Consider the following 19,710-nt stretch of genomic DNA (forward strand, 5'->3'; position numbering starts at 1 on the left):
CATGCAGCCATTGAGCAAGATCGTCGTCGCGAGCCAGCACTATCCGCCGGATACAAGCACGACGGCGACGATCGTGGCCGAGATCGCCTGCCATCTCGCAGACGAGCACGAGGTCGTTGTACTCTCGGGCTGGCCGGGCGCGTTGCCGGCCTCGCAAACCTGTCCGGGCAAGCCGCGCGTAGTCGCGATCAAAAACCGCATTCCAGGCAAGGCGGCGCTGGTACGGCGCGCGGTGTCGGAGCTTCTGTTCGCCTCGCGCACCTTCGTCGCATTGACGCGGCAGTTGAGGCGCGGCGATGTCGTGCTCACCGTCACTGCGCCCTTCATGCTGCCCTACGCAGTGACGGCGGCGGCGAGGCTGAGGGGCGCGCGCTCGGCCCTGATCATGCACGACCTCTTCCCCGACGTTCTGGTGATGGCGGGCCTGCTGAAGCCCCGCTCGTTCGGGACGTGGGCGATGCGGGCCGTCAACGGACTGATGTTCCGCGCGCTCAATGCCGTCATCACCATCGGCCGCGACGCGGAGCGGCCGCTGCTGAGCTATCCCGGAATGACGCGGAACAAGATCCGCTTCATCCCGAACTGGGCAACACTCGTGCCCGCACCGCGGCCGATCACGCCGGACAATCCGTTCCGCAAGGCGATCGCCGCGCGCTTCATCGTCGGCCTGTCGGGCAATCTCGGCTTTACCCATGATCCGGAGATTGTGTTCGAGGCGGCGCGCCTTCTGGAGGACGAGACGGACGTTCACTTCCTCCTGTCGGGCTGGGGCATCGGCTTCGAACGGCTGAAGCAATTGCAGGCGGCTGCGAATCTCGCCAACGTCTCCTTCGTCGGGCGGGTCGAAGATTCCGAGCTGGAGGCGCTTTTGGCGTCCGCCGATGTCTGGATCATCCCGTACCGGAAGGACGTTGCGGGCGTGTCGGTGCCGAGCCGGTTCTACAACCTGCTGGCGGTCGGCCGTCCCGTGGTGCTGGTGTCCGAGCCGGAGGCCGAGGCCGCACTGACGGTGGTGGAGAGCGGGCTCGGCTGGGTCGTGCCGCCGGGCCGCGCTGATCAGCTGGCCGACGCAATCCGGGCGGCATCCCGTGCCGACAACGGCGCCATGGCGGGACGCGCGGTGAAGGCGGCTGCAAAGTTTGACCGGACCGTCGCGATGAACGCCTATGCCGGCCTGATCGGCGAATTGTTGCGCAGCCCCGACCTTTCAGAGCAACGATGAGCACGCACAACGTTTTCGCCGGTGCGTCAGCTGAGCAGCTACCGAATGACTCGGATGGGTGTCTAGGACGAAGCCGATGTACCCACCGCCAGCCGCAATCCCTCGGTCATGCTGAGCGGCGTTCTCCAGCCAGTCGACAGGGCGGCGGAGGTGTCAATTTCCATGGATCCTAACAGGCTGTGGCGCAGCTCCGGCCGGATCACCCGAAGGACGAGCGCCAGCGCCGAAGGAGGGACAGGCAGAAGAACGACGGGCTTATCCATGGCCTTGCCGATGCGGCGAACGAAAGCCGCGGTCGAGATCTGCTCGTCGTCGGCAACCAAGTAGACTTGATACGCCGAACCAAGGTCGAAGTCGACCAAATGCGCGACAAAGGACACGAGATTCTGCACGCTGATGAATGCGCGCTTGTTGTCGACAAGGCCAAGCGGAAGCGGAATCCGCCGTCTGATCGCGCCGACGAGTTGACGAAAATTACCAAGCGCCTCGCGTCCATACACCAGCGGCGGGCGCACTACAGCTATCCGCATTTTGGATTGAGCCCCGATGCGCCGCAGAGCGTTCTCTGCGGCCGCCTTGGACTTTCCGTAGACACCGCGCGGCGCCGTTGCGTCGTCCGCCTTAAAAGGTCCCCTCCCGTCGGTCGAGCTTCCATTGACCAGGATCGTGCTCAGGAACACGAACCTGGATACCCCCGCCCGCGCGGCTGCTTGGGCCAATTGCATGGTGCCTTGCATATTCACCGCGTCATAAAGTCCGCCCGCGTGCTCTTCATTGGGATGATGCACCCGGGCGGCCAGATGGATCACGGAGTGCACCCCCTCGAGCGCCGCGCCCCAATCAGTGGACGGTCCGACCGAGCCGACCAGGACATCATCCTTCCCGGCTCGTCCCTCGCGTAATGCCCGGCGCACGCGAAAACCGCTGCTATCGAGCAAGGGAACAAGATTGCGCCCGATAAATCCGGTCGCGCCGGTGACGAGAACGACCGGTCGATTCATGTCGTTGCACTCCAATGATTGCCGATCAATGCCGATGGGCTCGGATTGCCTGCTTGATGGTCGAGACGAAGCTTTCGGCGAATCCCCGCACACGTTCGCCCAGTTGATTGTTCATGTCGCGCACGACGAAGGCAGGATGCTCAAGATCATGGATGTGGGCGGCGAGCGCGGCGGCATCGTCCGTGCCGAAATAACGCGCGCGCTGTTCTGCTTGTTCACGGTGCACGTCAATATCGGACAGTATCATCGGAACGCCGAACGACTTGGCTTCCTCCACCGTTGTGCTCCAGCCCTCGAACCGCGACGGATTGATCATCGCTCCGCAGGCACGCAGGAGGGCATAGACATCGGCGAGCGGGATCATCCCGAGATACCGGAACTGCCGCTCCAGACCGCGGTCTGCCACTTCGCGCAGGATTTGATCAAGATACTCCGGTTCATGCGGATCGCCGCCGCCGGATGCGACGACAACGGGGTGGATGCCGCGCTCCCCAAGCAAGGCAAGCGCTTCCAGAATGATCCTGTGGTTCTTGTGGCGCCAGAACTGATTAGGGACATAGAAGTACGTTCTCGGCAGATCGTATCTTTGAAGCACCTCTTCTGGATCCAGCTTGAGGAGATCGGCCGAAGGCTCGCTGGCGAACCTCACGATGGCGGTCCGGCCCTTCGTACGCGGATAGTAACAAAGGCAATCGCGCTCGGCGCTGCGGCTGCTCAGAATGATAGTGCGGCCGGACAGGACCTGCATCTGAAAACCCAATTCACGCCGTCGTCTCGCCTTATTCGAGAACAGATGAGGCAACTGCCGATGCTGGAAGTCAGGCATCCAGGCTACGGTCGGATAGGGGGAGTTCCATCCAAAGAAGCGGGCGTTCTCCCACACCGCATTGACATCGTGATCGCGAAAGATGGAGATCGCGTCGCGATCCTGGGCGAACATGGTCGGCAGCAACGATGCCAGCGCGGGACGATCAAAATGCGCCGAGCAAATAGTCTCGGCACCCGGCACCTTTCGGATGGGTGCCAGTTCGCCAGCATCGTGAGCTTTGCCTGCGAACACCACCGGCGTAATCGCGCCAGGGCAGTATTTTGCAAGCGCATGGAAAAGGTTCAATTGATAATTGTAGCCGCCCGCCCAGGCCTTGCGAGAAATCAAGGTGAAGGCGAGCCGGATGGGGCGGGCATCGCTCAATGGGCCCGCCCCTTGAACCAGCTCACATACTGGGCAATGCCATCCTGGACTGGGATACGCCAGCTGAATGGGATGGAGGCGAGCTGTCTGGCGTCGGCGACCAAGCTGAAGGGATCTCCCGCACGGACGACACCCGAAAACCGCACGGAGGTATGGCCGCCCCAAGCTTTCGTCACCAAATGGGCGATCTCTGCAACCTTGGTTGGAACGCCGCTGCCGCCGTTCAGCACCTTCAGGGGCGCACCGTCGGCTCGCGCGAGTTCCGCTAGCAGTCGCACGACATCCCGTACATCAATCCAATCACGAGTCTCGTTGCCGGTGCCGCCGAGCACGAGTTCGCGCTGGCCTTCCCCGAGCCGCAAGCAGAGATCCCACAACAGCTGTTTGCGCAGTAAGGGACCGTAGACCGAAAACAATCGAACGATGGTAGCCCGGATACCAAACGAAACCGCATAACTGCGGCAGAGTTGCTCCATGATCAGCTTGTGATGTCCATAGGGCGACATGGGCTGCGCGTTGTCCTGCTCTGAAATTGCGCCTGCATGATGCGCTCCGTACACGGCAGCGCTGGAGGCCACGATCAGCCGACACTCGGGCACTGAATGGCGCAGCCACTCCAAAAGGCTTGCCGTCGTTGCAACGGTGCGGGAGAAGTCCTCGTAGGGCTGCTCTATCGAACGCGCGACCGATGACCCGCCGGCGAGGTGAAAGATGGCGCTGGGAGCGCCCCCGCGTTGCACAAGACCGTCCAGGTTCGGCGTGATGATCTCGCCATTTATCCAGTCTCTCAGGCCAAGCTTCCGTCGATCCGTTTCGTCAATCGCACCATGACCAACACCATACACGCTTTCGCCCTCTCGGGCCAGTTGACCGATGAGATGGCGCCCGATGAAGCCGTTGCCGCCTGTGACCCAAACGCTCATGGGACGCCCTTGTGGCAGACAAAAGAATAAAGTCGGCCTGGACGATTGTCGAAGTATCCGGCGAGAGACAATAGATAGTCGAAGCCGCGTCCTCGGCCGAGCAAGAACTCGAACAGTGCGCGCCTCGGAATATATCGGGAAAGCCGGTCGATGATCGCCGCCCGCAGACTCTCTCGCGAGTGGGGAAAGAGATTGATCGCGCTCCTCAGCGGTGTCAGGATTTCGATGCGCGAGAACCCGGCCCTCTGCAACGCCGTATAGTAACGATTAAGCAGATAGGCGCGCTCGCCGCCGTAGAGCCGATGAAGCGGGTGCTGCTCCAGGAAGCAGTTCAGATCTTCTTCACGGCTGATCACATGTTCGCGCAAGGCTAGAAATACGCCCCCAGGGCGCAGCACGCGATACATCTCGCGGCACGCGGCGTCGAGGTCACGAGTATGATGCAGTACGGCTCGCGCGAACACTACGTCAAACGTCCCATCCTCGAACGGCAGCCCTTCCGAAAACTCCTGAACCACCTCGATAGCAAGTCCGGTGTCGCGGCCGAGCTTACGGATTGCCTCCGCGCCGACGATGGCACTGCCGTCGGGCTCCAGCGCGGTGACGTCGAAACCCTGCCGGGCCAGCGCATAGCTGGCAATGCCCCGGCCGGCGCCCACGTCGAGCGCCTTGCCGCTGCGGCCCGCGAGCAATTTGGCGATCTCGTGCCACTCGCCGCTCCGGAAGTATCGCTCCGCGGCCTGGGTCAGGGGATCGTCATAGTAGGCATCGAGCACCAGTTGGCGCTGATCCGGCTGCTCGCGCAGCCACACCACCGCGTCCTCCCAGTTGCGCATCTTCGCTTCAGCCGACATCGGCCTCAAGCTCCCTCACCACGACGGCCGGGTTGCCCGCCACGACCGAATAGGGCGGCACATCCTTGGTGACGACCGCCCCGGCCGCAACAACGCCCCCCTGCCCGATGTTCACGCCGCGCAGCACGATGGCGTTCGCGCCGATCCAGGCATCGTTGCCGATCCGTACCGGTCGCTCGCCGAGATCGATCTCCCTGGGATGGCCGGACTTGAATATGTCCCTGATCTGCACATGACGCGCTTGCGCGCTCAGCGGATGAGTCAGGTTGTCGAACACATTGGCCGAATGAGAGATGAGAACGCGATCGCCGATGATGATGGAGCCGGCGGACCAGATTCGGCTGCTCTCGCCGACATAGCACCATGAACCAAGCTCGATCCGCCCGCCGTGACGAAACGTCAGAAGCTCTCCCAGGACCTGCGAATGCGATCCGACCCTGATGCGGTCACGTTGACCGAAGATATTCCTGATCCTCGCGCTGGAGCCAAGCACGGCGCCGTCCTCCAACACGCAGGTCGGACGTCCAATCAGTCGCTGGATCAGGTAGTCAATGTTCATGCGGTCAACTGCAGGCACGCGATGGCACGGGACGATGCGGCGAGATCGTCGGCCCAACCCTCCCCGCTGTGAACGTCATAGACGGTCGCATCGGAGAGACCGGAAGAACTGCCGCGCGACCAGCCGTTCCGGCTGTAGCCGAAATAGTCGATGACATGAGACGTCGGCGCAAAGGCCGTGACGATGGATTGGATCTTCTCCTGATCGAACACCTGATACCAGCCGAGATTCGTACGTTGGCCGTACGGAACAGAAATCAAACAGGTGCCGCCGGGTTTGAGAACGCGCCGAAACTCGCGGACAGCTGCCTCGAACCCATTCTCGTCGGTTTCGGCATGTCGCATGTCGCCGGAATACAGCATCGCGTTGTCAAGGCCGATGTGTTCGATCGTGGAAATGCTCGCCACGACATCGAACACGTGATCGTTAAAAAGCGTCCTTCTGAGATCGCCGAAGACGTAGGAAATCCCGAGGTGCCAGTAGCACCGCTTTTCCGGCGCAAGCGTCATAATGGTGAGGTCAAGATCCTTCAGGGGCGGGCGAGACAGGAGGAAATCGTGGTTGAAGGTCGAACCCGCGTCAAGCATCCTGCCTCCCCTGGGGAGCCGCCAGAAGGCCCAGGGATACTCGACCACCCGCTCATCCATGGCGACGCCGTAGGCCGGTGGCAATTCGCTGGCTTCGCGCAGGACTCCCTGATCGATCGCGCGCCCGATGATACGGCGCTTGACGGTCTGATAGCCTGGCCCGAACGGTCTCGGGCGCATCTTGAAAAGCGGTGCCGCGGCTGCGTCGACCAGGGATTTGGCCGCATGCACGGGGGCATCTGTGCGCATGATCGAGGTCCTAAATGATCCCTGCTGGCGGCTGGCCAGAGACGGTCAACGCCAGTTCCGGGGATTGATAAGTCAGCATCGTGACGCCTGCGCTCATGCCAGGGGGAATTCCCTCCGTCCCGGGGCGCCGCATCCAATCGCCTCGAAACAGCCCATATTTCCTCGATCCATTCCCGCCATGTCAACGGCTCCGTTGAGGACGATTTTTGGACGTTCCGACACGTTCGTACAACGGCCTCCCAAATACGGTGGCCGGCTGATTTTGGCTACCGTGTGCGGCCGTCTAGGCCATCCAGGTTTCGGAAACAAGCGAGCCAGCCCGTTTCGGCCAGACGCGTCAAGCGCGATGCATCGAAGGTGGAACACGACCTCAAGCATTTGCGGCAGCCCGGACACCTGTTCCAGCGCTTTCGCGCGGGCGGAATGGTGCCGCGAGTAGCCGCCGACGATGACGATCGATCGGCCCTCTAAGGGCCGACGTAACTCGTCAAGTGCGCCTCGCCAGCATCCATTTCATGTTGAGATACGGCCAAACTCGTCCGACCGATTCCCAATCCCAGGCCGTCGATGTTGTCAAGCGGCTGACCGCCCGGCGCAACGCAGGCTCGTCCACCAACTCGGCGAATGCCGGAACGTTCTGATCGAGCAGGCTGGCCGTCCAGCCGGCAAGAGGCCCGTTCAGCCACTCCGGCATCGGCGAGTTAAACCCCACCTTCCGGCGTCCCATGCGGATGGACTCCGGCATCTGATTTTCCATTGCCCGCCGCGCAATGACTTTCGTGAGACCATTGGAGGATTTGCTGCTCTCCGGCAACGCCATCGTGTAGGTTACCAGGCGCCAGTCCATGAACGGCATCCGGACCTCGATGCCATGGGCCATCGAGAGGCGATCGTAGTTTCGCAGAATTGTCGGCAATACGGTGCCGTGAAACATTCGATAGAGGCGGCGATTGAACGCGCCCCAATCGCGCGGCAGGACGTCGTCATCGCCCACAAGACTGAGCTGGCCCGGAACCTGGCGCAGTCCGCCGCGCAGGAAATACTGCCCCTGACGCTTGATCATCAGCGCCCTCAACAGATCGACGCCACGCCTGGTCAACGCTGAATTCGAGGAAATTCCCGCAAGGGCATTTCTAATCCAGAAAGCGCCGTATTGCCCTCCCTGGAAATAGCCCCCCATCAACTCATCGGCCCCATGGCCATCGATCGACACCGGCACGTTCTGACGTTTGAGTTCACGATAGATCAACCAGATCGCACTCGGGAGCCCGATATAGACGTCATCATTGTCGTCGAGGATCTGGTCCAGCTCCGTCAGAGCGTCCGCCCGACCGATCTCCAGATAGGTCGGGTTGACTTCCGCCCACGCGGCCGCCTCCTCGGCCATTGGCCGCTCATCATTCGATGCGCCCGGAAATGTTGCGACGAAGGCGTGGCGCCACGACGTACTGTCGCGCGGTCCCATCCCGGCCTTTTCGTGCGAAGCCATGGTGCAAATCACCGCTGACGAATCGAACCCTCCCGACAAGCAGGTCCCGATTGGTACGTCGCTGCGCATCCTCAGCGCGACGGCATCCTGGAACAATTCGCGAAAACGCTCAACGCGCTCGGCTTCGGTTTTCGGCACCTCCGGCAAGTGATCGATGGTGCGCCACCAGCGTCGAATCTCTACGTGCCCATGACGCAGCCACAAGCAATGGCCGCTCTGCAAGCGGCGCACGTCCTGGCATAGGGTCCGCTCGCTCCCTTCGACTCCGAAGGCATCCAGCAACAGCCGCCGCGCTACGTCGACATCCAGCGATGTCCCGATCAGACCGCTTCGCACCAGGGCGCGCTGCTCCGATGCGAAAACAAAGCGCTCCGGCGACATCGCATAGAGCAGCGGTTTGACGCCGAAGCGGTCCCGCGCGAGGAACAGTTCCCTCGTTTCGGTGTCGTAGATTGCCAGCGCCCACATGCCATTGAAGCGCGACAACATCGCTTCCCGCCATTCCCGCCACGCAGCAAGAATGACCTCGGTATCCGATTGAGTGCGGAAGATCGCGCCCCGCTCCTCAAGTTCGCGCCGAAGCTCGAGGAAATTGTAGATTTCGCCATTGAAGACGATCACATGGCGACGATCAGCCGACAACATCGGCTGGTAGCCGCCCTCTCCCGGATCGATAACCGCCAGCCGGCGATGCCCCATGGCGACATCGCGATCGGCGCTGAACCAGGTCCCCGCGCCATTCGGGCCGCGATGGGCCAGGAGATTCGTCAAGCGCGATATCGCCTCCTGCTCAATCGCGTTGCCACGGAAATGAACGATACCCGCAATCCCGCACATGGCTAGATGACCTTCGCTGACAAAAGGCGGCTCGCAATCACACGTATATCCCCCCCGACATGTCGCGTCATACGGCCCACTTCGCGAAACGGCAACGACTATCACGAAATGCTGGCCGCCAAGGCAGTGTCTCATCCTTCTGTCGCCGAGGACTATCCGAGCTTCTTGAACAGTGCGTCCATGAAGATGACGTGGCCGTCCCCTGCAGTGAATTGCTCTATGGCTCCGGCGAAACGATGTCCCGTCTCGCCCAGAAGTTTACTCAGGTCTTCAAAGGTTGGAGCTCCCTTGTAGAGCTCGTCAAAGGAAATCTCGACGATCACCGCCTTCGCCGCCGCTATCGTTTTCCTGCCTCCCGCAATGACTTCGGCTTCATAACCCTGAACATCTATCTTGATCACGAGATCTTCGAGCGGTGGCGTCGGGAATTCGGCGCAAACGCCGTCCAGCGTCCGGACTTCGACGGGAACGCTGGTCTGAGCACGAGTTTGGGGAAAGAGCTCCTCACACATCCCAGTCGTCGGCATCAGCGACGACGACGGCGAATGCTCGCTATGGAAGTGCATGTTCACCACGCCTTGCTTGGCTCCGAGCGCGAAGTTCAGGGCGGTCATGCGACCGTCACTGCCCTGTTCCATGCCTTTCAAGAGCTTGTATGCCGCGGGAAGCGGCTCGAAGCACCAGATCTTCGCCCGGGGAAATCGGTTGAGCGCCACACGCGCGAACTGTCCCGTATTGGCTCCGATATCCAGCACATTTCGTACGTTTTCGCTCGTAAGTCCGAGAAGCGTTTCTTTCGGATGCTTGGACAAGCGTTCGATGTGAAGATCAAACTTGGCGAGAAATGCAGTGGCGAGGTGCTTCATGCTCATATGTCAACGGCCTTCCTTCCGCCATGCCGCCTTAGCGACGGCAGCAAACTATCGCGTATCAGCCTTGTTGAGGGATTGGTCAAAACGGCCAATCCGATCACGAGCGTTCCGCCAGCCAACCCCGCCAGCGCACTTGTCGATGTGCCGAGCGACGCGCGCATAGCGAAATAGAATGTCAGGCTTGCTATCGGCCCAACGACGCAAAGAATTGCAAAGCGCAGATCCGAAGGCCGCCACAGATGTTCCGACCCACCAAGGCTGTTGGCATGCACCATTCGCATGCACCAAACGCTTCCGACGACGAGCCCGGACGTGACGCCGACAACAACTCCGCGCTCGCCGGCGAGCAGGCTGAATGCATACGCAAGAACGGAACTGCCAACGGAGATCAGCAGGTGGGAAACGACGACGGGAGACAGGTATCCCGCGGCGGTCGCCAGGAAGTAGGAGGGCGCGCTCAAAATGTTGATGGTCCAGCCTACGCTGAGTACCGCAACGAAGACGACAAAAGAATCATTGCTCTTGCCTATCCACAGTATTGCGATCAGGGGAGCCGACACGACAAGGAATGCCATCGTCGGCAGCGAGAAGAAGAGCGTCATGGACAAGGCCGAGCGATAGGCAGCCAGAAGCTCTACGCGAGAGAGCGCGGAAAGCCGGGCAAAGTAGGGCGACATGACCTGATTTGCCATGACGATCAGGTTTCTCGCCTGCTGGAGCAAGCGAGAGGCCATATCGTAGTAGGCGACGGCGTCGAGCGTTTCGACCCTGGCCAAGATGATCCGGGTAGCTGGCTCAAATACCAACATGGCAAGGCCTGCAACATGCAACTTCAATCCGTAGGCGAAGAGCAGGCGCATGTCCTTGCGCCCGGCTCTTCGTGGCACGAAACGAAATCCCGGAAGGCTGCGCTTCAGATGCAAGGCAGAAACTGCGATCGAAACAACGTGTTGGATGATCTGCGCCCATGCGACACCGAGAAGTCCGTAGACCGGCACAAGGGATACGGTTGCCGAGAGCATGACCAGGGTCGCGGTGATGTTTGCATAGGATCGCTGGTCGGTACGAAAAACCGCCGTAAGCGCATTCAGATAAACTTGCCCCATCGTCATGATCGCAAGCAGAACCAGCGCCCATGGGACCAGCGCTTGCGCTTCATGCAAGGAACCTTGGACGGATAACGGGATTAGGAACCACAATGCTGCGGCCGAGATGAGGCCCAACGGCGCAAGTAGAACGAGAGTCCCCACGACTGCGGAATCGACCAGATCCGGCGATCGCCGAGGGTCATCGGTCTGCAATGGAAGGTAACGTATCAATCCCCTCGACAGACCGAGATCGGCGCCGCGTCCAATCGCGGCGATGCTGAAAACGACTGCCCAAAGACCGACCTGATCCGAGCCGAGAGAACGCAGGAGGTACCCGTACAGAAATGCGAGTGCGACGCCCTGGATAACAACATCGGCTTGGGAGGCTATCGCCTGCCTAGTGACTGTCGCGCGCATCGATAAGGCCCAGCTTGTCGCGCGGCACAAACATCAGGTTGGTATAACCATACCTGACCTGGGCCTGGTGTGGCCTGGGGCCACTTCTTGATGCCTCAAACGCGACGTAACCGCGGGGAAGCAGCCATTCAACGATGGATCGCGAAGCGGGAACGTTCGGAAGGTCGAAATCGCCGAATTCTGCGATGACGACAGGCTTGTATTTCGCAAGCGATTGTTCGGCACCGATCAAAACCCTCAGCTCGGCGCTCTCTGCATCGATCTTCATGACGTCGATGCGTTGATGGCCCAGCTCGTTCCAGATATCGTCGAAGCGGCGCGCCCGAACATCGACAGGGATTCCGGTTCGCTCGAGCCCGCGTCCAACGAATGCAGAGTTGAACGATGAATGCGCATCCCCGTAGTCGCGAAACTCGAGTGTTTTTTCCTCATCGAAAGCGGCGTACTCGACGATGCTTGCGCAACCGGCTCCGATGGAGCCGGAAAGGTTCGCGCTCAGCAGGCTGCGTGTCCGCGGCATGGGCTCGAACGCAACCACATGCCCGCTCCCTCCGACGAGCCGCACGGCAAGTTTCGAAAAAAACCCAAAGTGAGCGCCAATATCCACAAACGTGTTGCCCTCGCGCAGAGCTGCAAGCAAGAAACGGCAAACGTTCTCATCGTAATAGCCGAAGCGATAGATCATTGCCGAAACCGGCTCGGGAACCACAACCCGCATTGTCTCGCCCCAGAACGTTTGGGCAGGAACTTCCTTGACGTGCCCGAGCGTCCGCAGAAAAGCAGGCGTCACAGCGCGCAGGGGGTCGGCGACCAGTCGCTGTATCCGTGACGCATTCCGCCGGGCGACTGCAGCCTCAAAAGCTTCGGCAAGTTCTCCGCTCAGGCTTCGCGACACAACCAACTCCTAGTCACCACCTGTCCCTCAAGGTCTATATGTGGGTCATAACGAGGTTCGCTTGGATCGTCTACCGCGAATAATTGCCGCTAACGGTCCGCCTGATCGATGGGCTCATGGGATCGTTGGGGACCTTCCTTGCCGAGATCACAGGAGGTCCCGCCTAGGTCGGGGCCAATCTAGGATGCGCTGGTCCGCGAGTTCTTGGACCAGCCTCAGTGCGAATTTCCAGCTCAGCTAGCTCTGGCAAGGGCCTCGGCCACCGATGAAGTCCCGGTTACAGAGCACAGATCGAGCTGGCTTGCAGCCGACGGAGTCAGAGGAGCCGATCTCGCGCACACGCCCTGGAGTTGGGGCGCGCTTCGCAGTCTCGATCAGACGCGGCCTGTCCCGCGGTTCCCGCTTGTCGCGGCACTCATCACGAGCCTTCATCCTGCGGCGCGACGGTTAGCGGATCAACGTGAAGCGGGTGCATCGATTGAAGACAGCATAGTGCAATTTCAAGTGCCGCGACCTGGAGCAAGAGATCGCCGCGAACTTCATTTAAACCTTCTCCAACAGCCTGCACTTCTTGACAGATGATCACAAGCGGCCGAAGGATGGAGGGGTAAGTCCTGAATTCGGGGGAACGGAACAACTTCATAATGTCTGCTCCGATAGCACTTTTCGTTTTTCGCCGACCTGAAAAGACGAGAGCCACGCTAGCATCGCTCGCTCGCTGCAGGGGAATAGAAAACACTGATTTGTATATTTTCTGCGACGGTCCTCGCGGCACGCGCGACGACCAGGCGGTCGCGGATGTGCGCACCATCGTCGAGGCCTTCGACCATCCACGAAAGACCCTCGTCATCTCGACCGAGAACCAGGGCCTCGCCCGCTCGATCATCGCCGGTGTCACTCGCTTATGCGACCAATACGGCCGCGTCATTGTTGTCGAAGACGACCTGACCGTCTCACCTGCATTTCTTGACTATATGAATACCGGCCTCGATACCTTTGCAGATGATCCACGCGTCATGCAGATCTCTGGATTTGCGTTTGCGCGAAGCAACGCATCGCCGAACTCGAAGGCACGGTTTTTGCCAGTCACGACGTCTTGGGGCTGGGCTACATGGGAACGATCGTGGCACGATTTTGATCCCGATGCCCGAGATACCGATGCCTTGCGCTCCAACTACGCGCTTAGATCGCGCTTCGACCTTGGTGGGTTATTTGCCTATTACGACATGCTACAGAGACAAGAAGCGGGCCGCGTAGATAGTTGGGCAATTCGATGGTACTGGTCGGTGTTCCGCCGAGATGGGCTAGTGCTCTACCCGCCCATCAGCCTCGTTCGGAATGATGGGCTCGACAGCTCGGGAACTCATACCTCCCGTTCAAAATTGCTATGGCGAGGCCTAACTCACGAGTTACCGGAATCGTCGCCGCCGATGCCGGACCAGGTTGCAATCAATCAAGCATCGCTTGCCGAGCTCGCGAGCATCGTAGATCCCCTCTTCTATCGGAGAGCAAGAAACCTTTTGCGATGTCTGCTTTTCCGCGTCAATCTGACGATGCAAACCTCAATGCGAGGGCCAAAGTAACTTTCGGAAGAGAGCTTGTGAACGATGAGCGGCGTTTTACTTCGATCACTCAGCCTCACTTTGTTGAGCCTCCTGCCAATCGCGTCACTGGTGTATTTTCTCTCATTACAATTGTTAGGTATCAACCACGAATCCTCTTATTTTGCTGTCTGGTCGGTAGCTGTTTGGCTTATACCTCTGGCTCTCCTTCTGCCGAACTTCATCCGTCGCCAGGTGAGCATTACAGCAATAGACGTTACATTCTGCCTCGTTTCTGTCTTGCTTGCGGTCCATCTCAAGGTTTTCACACTCCATGCAGGTCTACGCGACTGGGCCCTCCTCGTGACGTTCTGGATCGGCCCCTACGCTGCAGCGAGGCTCGTTTCCGCGCAGGACATAACGCGCTTTCTCAAGATCCTCGCAGCGATAACGCTGACAGTAAGCGCAGCAGCGATCGCGTGGCGGTTCTCACTGGAGTTGACGGCGGGCGATAATTTACGACCGGTCATGCTGGGCCTTAACCACGGCGTACTGATCGTGGCCGTTGCGCTCGGCATCTCCGTCGTGATCCAAGCCAGCGGCGCGTCCGGGAAATACTCGATCGCAACCTGGACGAGGCCGATGATCGCCGCGCTGGTCACCGCTGCGCTCGTGGTACTCGGGGCGCGCGGCGTCGTTATCGCGACCATCGCGACTGCCTTGCTAATGGTAATGGCACCCACCCGCGATGGACGCCGCGAACGCATTGTCGTGTTCACCGCCATACTTTTCGGAGCCACGCTCTCACTGATATTGAACCACGTTGCCCGCGACTTCATGGTGCGTACCTATCTGCCGCTAGAACCGCCGGCGGGCGCTGGCGTTCCGGACTTGGGACGAGTCTCGCAGGAGGAGTGTGATCACCTTAATAAAATGGTTGATTCGACGCCGATTCGGATCTGGCTGTTTAAAAAAGGCTTCTTACTTTTTCAAGAAACGCCAGTATTCGGAATCGGGCTCGAAAATTTCGCCGCCCACTCTTGCCCAGGCAGCTTTCCGCATAGCACTATTTTGCAAGCCTTCGTCGAGATGGGCGCTGTTGGGGGGATCGCGTACGTAATACTGCTCGCCACAGCGACATTCTCGTTAATCGGCTTGGCGATTGATCGTCTCCCTTGCACAAGTCGCCCAGCGATTGTTGTGCTCGCATTGCTCTTATTCTTCATAATTCTCGATCAATTCTATGGCCGAATTCTTTTGTCGTCGACAGCTAGTCTCTTGCTGGGCTTTTCAGCATCACTGGTCACGAGATCCGAGCATCCGCACTTGCGCGGCTGGCCTATTCGAAATTCTGCAAACTCTCGGTGAGATGACTATGACGAATGACCAAGCTTTCCGCGGGACGACCGCCTCCTTCCCGACCCTGTCGATCGTCACGCCGTCCTTCAATCAAGCACCCTTCCTGTCCCAGACGCTCGACAGCGTTCTTGACCAGAATTATCCTGGACTCGAATACATCGTCATCGACGGTGGCTCCACAGATGGATCCCGCGAGATCCTCGAAAGCTACAGTGACCGCTTGACATTTTGGGTTAGCGAGAAAGATCGCGGCCAAGTGCACGCTCTCAACAAGGGGTTCGAGCGCGCTACCGGCGACTGGGTAGGCTGGCAAAATTCCGACGATTTCTATTTGCCCGGAGCTTTCGAATCCTTTGCCGTCGCCACTCGACGCTATCCCGATGCCGACATCGTTCTGGCCGATATCGTCCTCGTCGATGAAGCTGGCGCGCCGATCCGTGATGTCAGATATGTCAAGCCAACCTACGAGAGCCTATTCGCAGAGGGCATGGTGCTCGCGAACCAGGCGGCATTCTGGCGCCGCGCCCTGCATGAGCGCGTTGGAACTCTCGATGAGCAGTACAATTGCTCGTTCGACTATGATTGGTTCATGCGCCTCCTCAAGTCTGGACGCGCGGTCCACGTTCGGGAGCATTGGGGCTGCCTCCGGTATCATGGCCAATCGAAAACGAGTGTCCTCGCCGAACGTTTTGCGAAGGAGAACCTGGCAATTCGCGGTGGACGCGCACCGTCAGGCTTGAGCGTCGCCTACTCCCAGTTGCGCCGCCTCGCCCGGATGCTTGCCCACGGCGATATCGGATACGTCATGCGCGGCTTATGGCGGCGCGCTGGCCGGAATTAAAGCATGATCCGTGCGCAGCGGTTTTCCGAAAAGATCTTGCAAACAACAACCTAAAGCGCGATGATGATTCATCGCAATCTCATTGCGTTTGGGCGCCGAGGCGAAAACACCCGAGCCTTCGCTTGACTTTCAAAATTGGCCCCGCGCCACGGCCCGATCAGCTGCAAAATGCAAGGTTCGGCGATCCCGTACGCCGGCATCAACGGTCACTCGTTGTCAACCGGGATGAACATACGCGCGCAAATCGTCACCGCGGGCGAGCTGCTCCATGGGCTCGCGTTCCCAGATCATGCTGTCGCTCGCGATCAGGTCACCGACCGACGGCGACAGCACAGAAGAATCCGGCGTTGATCCAGCCGCCGTCGTCGCCTGACTTCTCCTCGAAGTTGACGGCGCGATCGCCCTCGATCGCAATCGCCGCGAACCGCTTGGCCGGCCGCGCCAGCGAGACGGTGGCCTAGCGCCCGTGCGCCTTGTGAAAGGCGATCTCGGCGACGAGATCGATGTCGGCGACGTCGTCACCATAGGTCAACGCAAAAAAGGGGTCATCCGCGACATTAGACAGCATCCGCTTCGGCTTGCCGCCGGTCTGAGTGTTATCGCCGGTATCGACCAGCGTGACCCGCCAGGGCTCGGCGGTTTCGCGGTGGACCTCCATCCGGTTCTCGGCAAGATGGAACGTCACGTCGGACATGTGCAGGAAGTAGTTCGCGAAATACTCCCTTGATCGTGTAACCCTTGTAGCAAGGCAGATCACGAAATCATTGAAGCCGTGACGGCTGTAGATTTTCATGATGTGCCAGAGGATCGGTCGGCCGCCGATCTCGACCATGGGCTTGGGTCGCGTGCTGGTCTCTTCGGAGATTCGGGTGCCGAGACCTCCCGCGAGAATGACGATTTTCATTGACTGCCTGCTGCGGTCTGGGGTCGGCTACGGTTAACACTGGAATGCGGGCACATTTGACCGTTCAATCAAACTCGGTTGGCACCCGCCATCACCTGGCGTCACGCAGCTTACGTGAACGTCCATGTCGACGACCGTGCCGACACGAAAGTGAACTGCGAGGCGCTGAATATCACCGCGTTGGCTAGCCGTCCCTCGCCTTTGGGAAACAGAGGGCTCAGGGCCGAATGACCTGCCGCAGCCACTCTTCCACCGTCATCGCGGCAGTCGCTGCTGTCCCATGCGATGGGGCTCAGTGTTCAAACATGGAGATGCCAGTCGATTGCGTGAGACGCAACCGGCCCGATCGTCCCGTCGGCATTGAGATCCTGATGAAACCGGGCCTCCGCCAGCAGCAGCGTGGCGCTCGTACCTGACACCTGACCGGTGCTGGTGGCGAAGTTGCCGCTGCTGTCGGTCGTCCAGATCGCGAACTGATCGCTGCCCGAGTACTCCCACGCCACCTCGTAACCGCTCGAGGTCTGCTCCGCGGCGATCGGCGTCCAGGCGCCGAACTGGCCGGCCACCACCGGCGAGCCGACGTATTTCAGCGCAGGTCCTGAGCCGCCGGCTATAGGATTCATGTTAAAATTGCTGCCGCTCTGCACCAGGCTCGTGCTGCCGAACGCTTCGATGCTGGTCGTGGGGATGCCGGTGACGCCATCGCCGTTGAGGTCCTGATGGAAGCGGCTCTCGGCTTGCTCCACCGTGGCGCTGGTGTCTGACATCTGACCGGTGCTGGTGGCGAAGTTGCCGCTGCTGTCGATCGTCCAGATCGCGAACTGATCGCTGCCCGAGTACTTCCACGCCACCTCGTAACCGCTCGAGGTCTGCTCCGCGGCGATCGGCGTCCAGGCGCCGAACTGGCCGGCCACCACCGGCGAGCCGACGTATTTCAGCGCAGGTCCTGAGCCGCCGACTATAGGATTCATGTAAAAATTGCTGCCGCTCTGCACTAGGCTCGTGCTGCCGAACGCTTCGATGCTGGTCATGGGGATGCCGGTGACGCCATCGCCGTTGAGGTCCTGATGGAAGCGGCTCTCGGCTTGCTCCAGCGTGGCGCTGGTGCCTGACACCTGACCGGTGCTGGTGGCGAAGTTGCCGCTGCTGTCGATCGTCCAGATCGCGAACTGATCGCTGCCCGAGTACTTCCACGCCACCTCGTAACCGCTCGAGGTCTGCTCCGCGGCGATCGGCGTCCAGGCGCCGAACTGGCCGGCCACCACCGGCGAGCCGACGTATTTCAGCGTAGGTCCGAAGCCGGCCGCCGGGTTCATGTAAAAATTGCTGCCGCTCTGCACCAGGCTCGTCGCCCCCACGGCTTCGATCGAGACCGGCGGGCTCACGAGTGCGGCGCTCGGGGCCGTGGTATCGGCAAACTGGAAATTCTCGATCCCGGTCAAGGTGTCGGTGCCGTCCGGCGCGCCGGCGCGCTGGTCGACAACGATGAAGGTCTGGGTGCCCGCGTTGTACGCAATCGCGTAGTTCGCCAAGTTGCCCGAATAGACCGCCGTATCGGTCCCCGCGCCGCCCGCGATGGTGTCGTTACCGCCAGCGCCGTCCAGCATGTCGTTGCCGGATCCGCCGTTGAGCACGTTTGCGATGGCGTTGCCTGCGATGGTGTCGTTGCCGGATCCGCCTGTGGCGTTGTCGATGTAGGAGCGCGCGTCCCCGTTGTACAGATAGGCGTTGTAGACGTTGCCCGACGCATAGTGACCGTTGCCGAGATTGGCCAGTTGCACGGCGGAGAACACCGATGAGGCACCCGGATTGAGGTTTATGCTCAGGTTCGTCGTGTAGTTCGAAAGGTCGTAGGTATCGACGCCGCCGCCGTCCCAGATGGTCTCGTAGATGCGGTTGGCCGAACCGCCGACGCCGCCGCCGGGTGCGAGCTGCCCGACCCCGTTGATGAACTCCTGCCCCGTGGTCGGATTCCAAGTGTAGACGGTGTTGCTGCTTTGATTCGTGTAGTCCGCACCGTACATGGTCTGGAGCGCGAGGATATCGTTGGCCATGTAGGTCTGTGAATATCCATAGGCTTCGTTGGTGTAGCCGCCCGTGGTCGAAGCGCCGACATAGCTGCGATAGCTCATGACGGTATATTCGCTGCTGTCATGCGCGGTCGGCAGCGCGACGTTGGCGGGCCCTTCGGCCTCGTGGCTGTGCTTGAGGCCGAGGGCATGGCCGAGCTCGTGAAGCGCGGTGGTGAAGTAGTAATTGCCGAGCTTGGCGAGCGAGAAATTGTATTGAGTCCCGAACCAGATGTCGCCGCCGGACGCATAATTGCTGGGATAGTAGGCGTAGGCGGTCGGATTGGCGGCCGGCGACTGCGCGATCATGAGGTCGGCGCCGTTGGTGCCCGCGTACTGGATATTGGCGTTGGTGTAGCTGAGGATCAATCCGATGGCGTAGTTGATCGCCGTCTGGATCTGCACGGGAGCCGAAGCAAAGCCCGACCTGGTCGGCTCGCCGCTGCCCCCGGAATAAGGATTCGAATAGTCGCTCGGAGCGTCAGGAAAGCTGTAGGTGATCGTGCCCGACCATCTGACGCCGGACAGCAGGCCGTCGATCTCGGCGTTGTTGGTGGCACTGACATAAACAGCGGTGGCCAATTGACTCTCCAAAGCAGCGCGTCGTGTGATTCGCCGCGGGGGCACATGATTCTAGCTAGAGAGTTAAACGTTTGGTTTAAATGGGGCAGGGGCGTTTGCGCTGCTCCACAAGGCTGTGTTAGCCATTAAATCCCGTAGTCATACGGAACGCCAGCTAGGGTCCGTTCCCGGAACACCCATGATTTTGGTTTCATGAAACGACGCACACTTCCGGCCGGCCTGTTTGGCG

16 protein-coding genes and 1 pseudogene are annotated in these 19,710 nt (G+C 60.2%); 4 read left to right on the plus strand and 13 right to left on the minus strand.

Annotated features, from left to right (window positions below; translation table 11 throughout):
* Nucleotide 1 precedes the first annotated feature (1 nt).
* Nucleotides 2-1,222: a glycosyltransferase family 4 protein gene (locus I6F33_RS24965; RefSeq protein WP_225144420.1), complete on the plus strand. Its 1,221-nt coding sequence runs from the start codon at nucleotides 2-4 to the stop codon at nucleotides 1,220-1,222.
* Nucleotides 1,223-1,284: 62 nt separating this feature from the next.
* Here I6F33_RS24965 and I6F33_RS24970 read toward each other — a convergent pair whose 3' ends face one another.
* The 11 genes from I6F33_RS24970 to I6F33_RS25020 all read right to left on the minus strand — a co-directional run bounded on the left by I6F33_RS24970 (nucleotide 1,285) and on the right by I6F33_RS25020 (nucleotide 12,828).
* Nucleotides 1,285-2,223 carry an NAD-dependent epimerase/dehydratase family protein gene (locus I6F33_RS24970; protein WP_225144421.1) on the minus strand — a complete coding sequence of 313 codons (939 nt, stop codon included), beginning with the start codon at nucleotides 2,221-2,223 and terminating at the stop codon, nucleotides 1,285-1,287.
* Between the two features lie 25 nt (nucleotides 2,224-2,248).
* A complete protein-coding gene (locus I6F33_RS24975) occupies nucleotides 2,249-3,415 on the minus strand; it encodes a glycosyltransferase family 1 protein (protein WP_225144422.1) in 1,167 nt (388 codons plus the stop codon).
* Nucleotides 3,412-4,338, minus strand: a complete 927-nt coding sequence (locus I6F33_RS24980) for an NAD(P)-dependent oxidoreductase (RefSeq protein ID WP_225144423.1) — start codon at nucleotides 4,336-4,338, stop codon at nucleotides 3,412-3,414. Before I6F33_RS24980 ends, I6F33_RS24975 begins: the two co-directional genes overlap by 4 nt.
* On the minus strand, nucleotides 4,335-5,192 hold the full coding sequence (locus I6F33_RS24985; protein WP_225144424.1) for a class I SAM-dependent methyltransferase: 858 nt from the start codon (nucleotides 5,190-5,192) through the stop codon (nucleotides 4,335-4,337). Before I6F33_RS24985 ends, I6F33_RS24980 begins: the two co-directional genes overlap by 4 nt.
* Nucleotides 5,182-5,751 (minus strand): DapH/DapD/GlmU-related protein, encoded by a 570-nt coding sequence (locus tag I6F33_RS38350; RefSeq protein WP_276573696.1) that lies wholly within the window; start codon nucleotides 5,749-5,751, stop codon nucleotides 5,182-5,184. Before I6F33_RS38350 ends, I6F33_RS24985 begins: the two co-directional genes overlap by 11 nt.
* Nucleotides 5,748-6,587 carry a class I SAM-dependent methyltransferase gene (locus tag I6F33_RS24995; RefSeq protein WP_225144425.1) on the minus strand — a complete coding sequence of 280 codons (840 nt, stop codon included), beginning with the start codon at nucleotides 6,585-6,587 and terminating at the stop codon, nucleotides 5,748-5,750. Before I6F33_RS24995 ends, I6F33_RS38350 begins: the two co-directional genes overlap by 4 nt.
* Before the next feature lie 487 nt (nucleotides 6,588-7,074).
* Entirely contained in the window at nucleotides 7,075-8,913 is a 1,839-nt protein-coding gene (gene asnB, locus I6F33_RS25000) for an asparagine synthase (glutamine-hydrolyzing) (RefSeq protein ID WP_225144426.1), read from the minus strand.
* Between the two features lie 152 nt (nucleotides 8,914-9,065).
* Nucleotides 9,066-9,785: an FkbM family methyltransferase gene (locus tag I6F33_RS25005; protein WP_225144427.1), complete on the minus strand. Its 720-nt coding sequence runs from the start codon at nucleotides 9,783-9,785 to the stop codon at nucleotides 9,066-9,068.
* Nucleotides 9,782-11,290: an oligosaccharide flippase family protein gene (locus tag I6F33_RS25010; RefSeq protein WP_225144428.1), complete on the minus strand. Its 1,509-nt coding sequence runs from the start codon at nucleotides 11,288-11,290 to the stop codon at nucleotides 9,782-9,784. Before I6F33_RS25010 ends, I6F33_RS25005 begins: the two co-directional genes overlap by 4 nt.
* On the minus strand, nucleotides 11,271-12,185 hold the full coding sequence (locus I6F33_RS25015; protein WP_225144429.1) for an FkbM family methyltransferase: 915 nt from the start codon (nucleotides 12,183-12,185) through the stop codon (nucleotides 11,271-11,273). The genes I6F33_RS25010 and I6F33_RS25015 overlap by 20 nt, the downstream gene beginning before the upstream one ends.
* A gap of 418 nt (nucleotides 12,186-12,603) precedes the next feature.
* On the minus strand, nucleotides 12,604-12,828 hold the full coding sequence (locus I6F33_RS25020) for a hypothetical protein (protein WP_225144430.1): 225 nt from the start codon (nucleotides 12,826-12,828) through the stop codon (nucleotides 12,604-12,606).
* A 100-nt stretch (nucleotides 12,829-12,928) separates the two neighbouring features.
* Between I6F33_RS25020 and I6F33_RS25025 the strand changes: the two genes are divergently transcribed.
* Genes I6F33_RS25025 through I6F33_RS25035 form a run of 3 tightly spaced genes read left to right on the plus strand, consistent with a single transcriptional unit; the run spans nucleotide 12,929 to nucleotide 15,926 of the window.
* Nucleotides 12,929-13,768: a hemolysin activation protein gene (locus I6F33_RS25025; protein ID WP_225144431.1), complete on the plus strand. Its 840-nt coding sequence runs from the start codon at nucleotides 12,929-12,931 to the stop codon at nucleotides 13,766-13,768.
* 24 nt (nucleotides 13,769-13,792) lie between these two features.
* Complete coding sequence (locus I6F33_RS25030) at nucleotides 13,793-15,094, plus strand: O-antigen ligase family protein (RefSeq protein ID WP_225144432.1); 1,302 nt, start codon at nucleotides 13,793-13,795, stop codon at nucleotides 15,092-15,094.
* Nucleotides 15,095-15,101: 7 nt separating this feature from the next.
* On the plus strand, nucleotides 15,102-15,926 hold the full coding sequence (locus I6F33_RS25035; protein ID WP_225144433.1) for a glycosyltransferase family 2 protein: 825 nt from the start codon (nucleotides 15,102-15,104) through the stop codon (nucleotides 15,924-15,926).
* 129 nt (nucleotides 15,927-16,055) lie between these two features.
* Here the strand turns inward: I6F33_RS25035 and rfbF are convergent.
* Nucleotides 16,056-16,830: pseudogene (gene rfbF, locus I6F33_RS25040) on the minus strand (glucose-1-phosphate cytidylyltransferase).
* Nucleotides 16,831-17,129: 299 nt separating this feature from the next.
* Nucleotides 17,130-19,481 carry a M10 family metallopeptidase C-terminal domain-containing protein gene (locus I6F33_RS25045; protein ID WP_225144434.1) on the minus strand — a complete coding sequence of 784 codons (2,352 nt, stop codon included), beginning with the start codon at nucleotides 19,479-19,481 and terminating at the stop codon, nucleotides 17,130-17,132.
* Nucleotides 19,482-19,710: the final 229 nt, after the last annotated feature.

Origin of the sequence: Bradyrhizobium sp. BRP20, assembly GCF_020194215.1 — a bacterium.
Classification (GTDB): Bacteria; Pseudomonadota; Alphaproteobacteria; order Rhizobiales; family Xanthobacteraceae; genus Bradyrhizobium; species Bradyrhizobium yuanmingense.

What these genes read in the sequence shown, in the direction of transcription:
- I6F33_RS24965 (WP_225144420.1), top strand. Translation starts at nt 2, where the DNA reads ATGCAGCCATTGAGCAAGATCGTCGTCGCGAGCCAGCACTATCCGCCG.
- I6F33_RS24970 (WP_225144421.1), bottom strand. Translation starts at nt 2,223, where the DNA reads ATGAATCGACCGGTCGTTCTCGTCACCGGCGCGACCGGATTTATCGGG.
- I6F33_RS24980 (WP_225144423.1), bottom strand. Translation starts at nt 4,338, where the DNA reads ATGAGCGTTTGGGTCACAGGCGGCAACGGCTTCATCGGGCGCCATCTC.
- I6F33_RS24985 (WP_225144424.1), bottom strand. Translation starts at nt 5,192, where the DNA reads ATGTCGGCTGAAGCGAAGATGCGCAACTGGGAGGACGCGGTGGTGTGG.
- I6F33_RS38350 (WP_276573696.1), bottom strand. Translation starts at nt 5,751, where the DNA reads ATGAACATTGACTACCTGATCCAGCGACTGATTGGACGTCCGACCTGC.
- I6F33_RS24995 (WP_225144425.1), bottom strand. Translation starts at nt 6,587, where the DNA reads ATGCGCACAGATGCCCCCGTGCATGCGGCCAAATCCCTGGTCGACGCA.
- asnB (WP_225144426.1), bottom strand. Translation starts at nt 8,913, where the DNA reads ATGTGCGGGATTGCGGGTATCGTTCATTTCCGTGGCAACGCGATTGAG.
- I6F33_RS25005 (WP_225144427.1), bottom strand. Translation starts at nt 9,785, where the DNA reads ATGAGCATGAAGCACCTCGCCACTGCATTTCTCGCCAAGTTTGATCTT.
- I6F33_RS25010 (WP_225144428.1), bottom strand. Translation starts at nt 11,290, where the DNA reads ATGCGCGCGACAGTCACTAGGCAGGCGATAGCCTCCCAAGCCGATGTT.
- I6F33_RS25020 (WP_225144430.1), bottom strand. Translation starts at nt 12,828, where the DNA reads ATGAAGTTGTTCCGTTCCCCCGAATTCAGGACTTACCCCTCCATCCTT.
- I6F33_RS25030 (WP_225144432.1), top strand. Translation starts at nt 13,793, where the DNA reads ATGAGCGGCGTTTTACTTCGATCACTCAGCCTCACTTTGTTGAGCCTC.
- I6F33_RS25035 (WP_225144433.1), top strand. Translation starts at nt 15,102, where the DNA reads ATGACGAATGACCAAGCTTTCCGCGGGACGACCGCCTCCTTCCCGACC.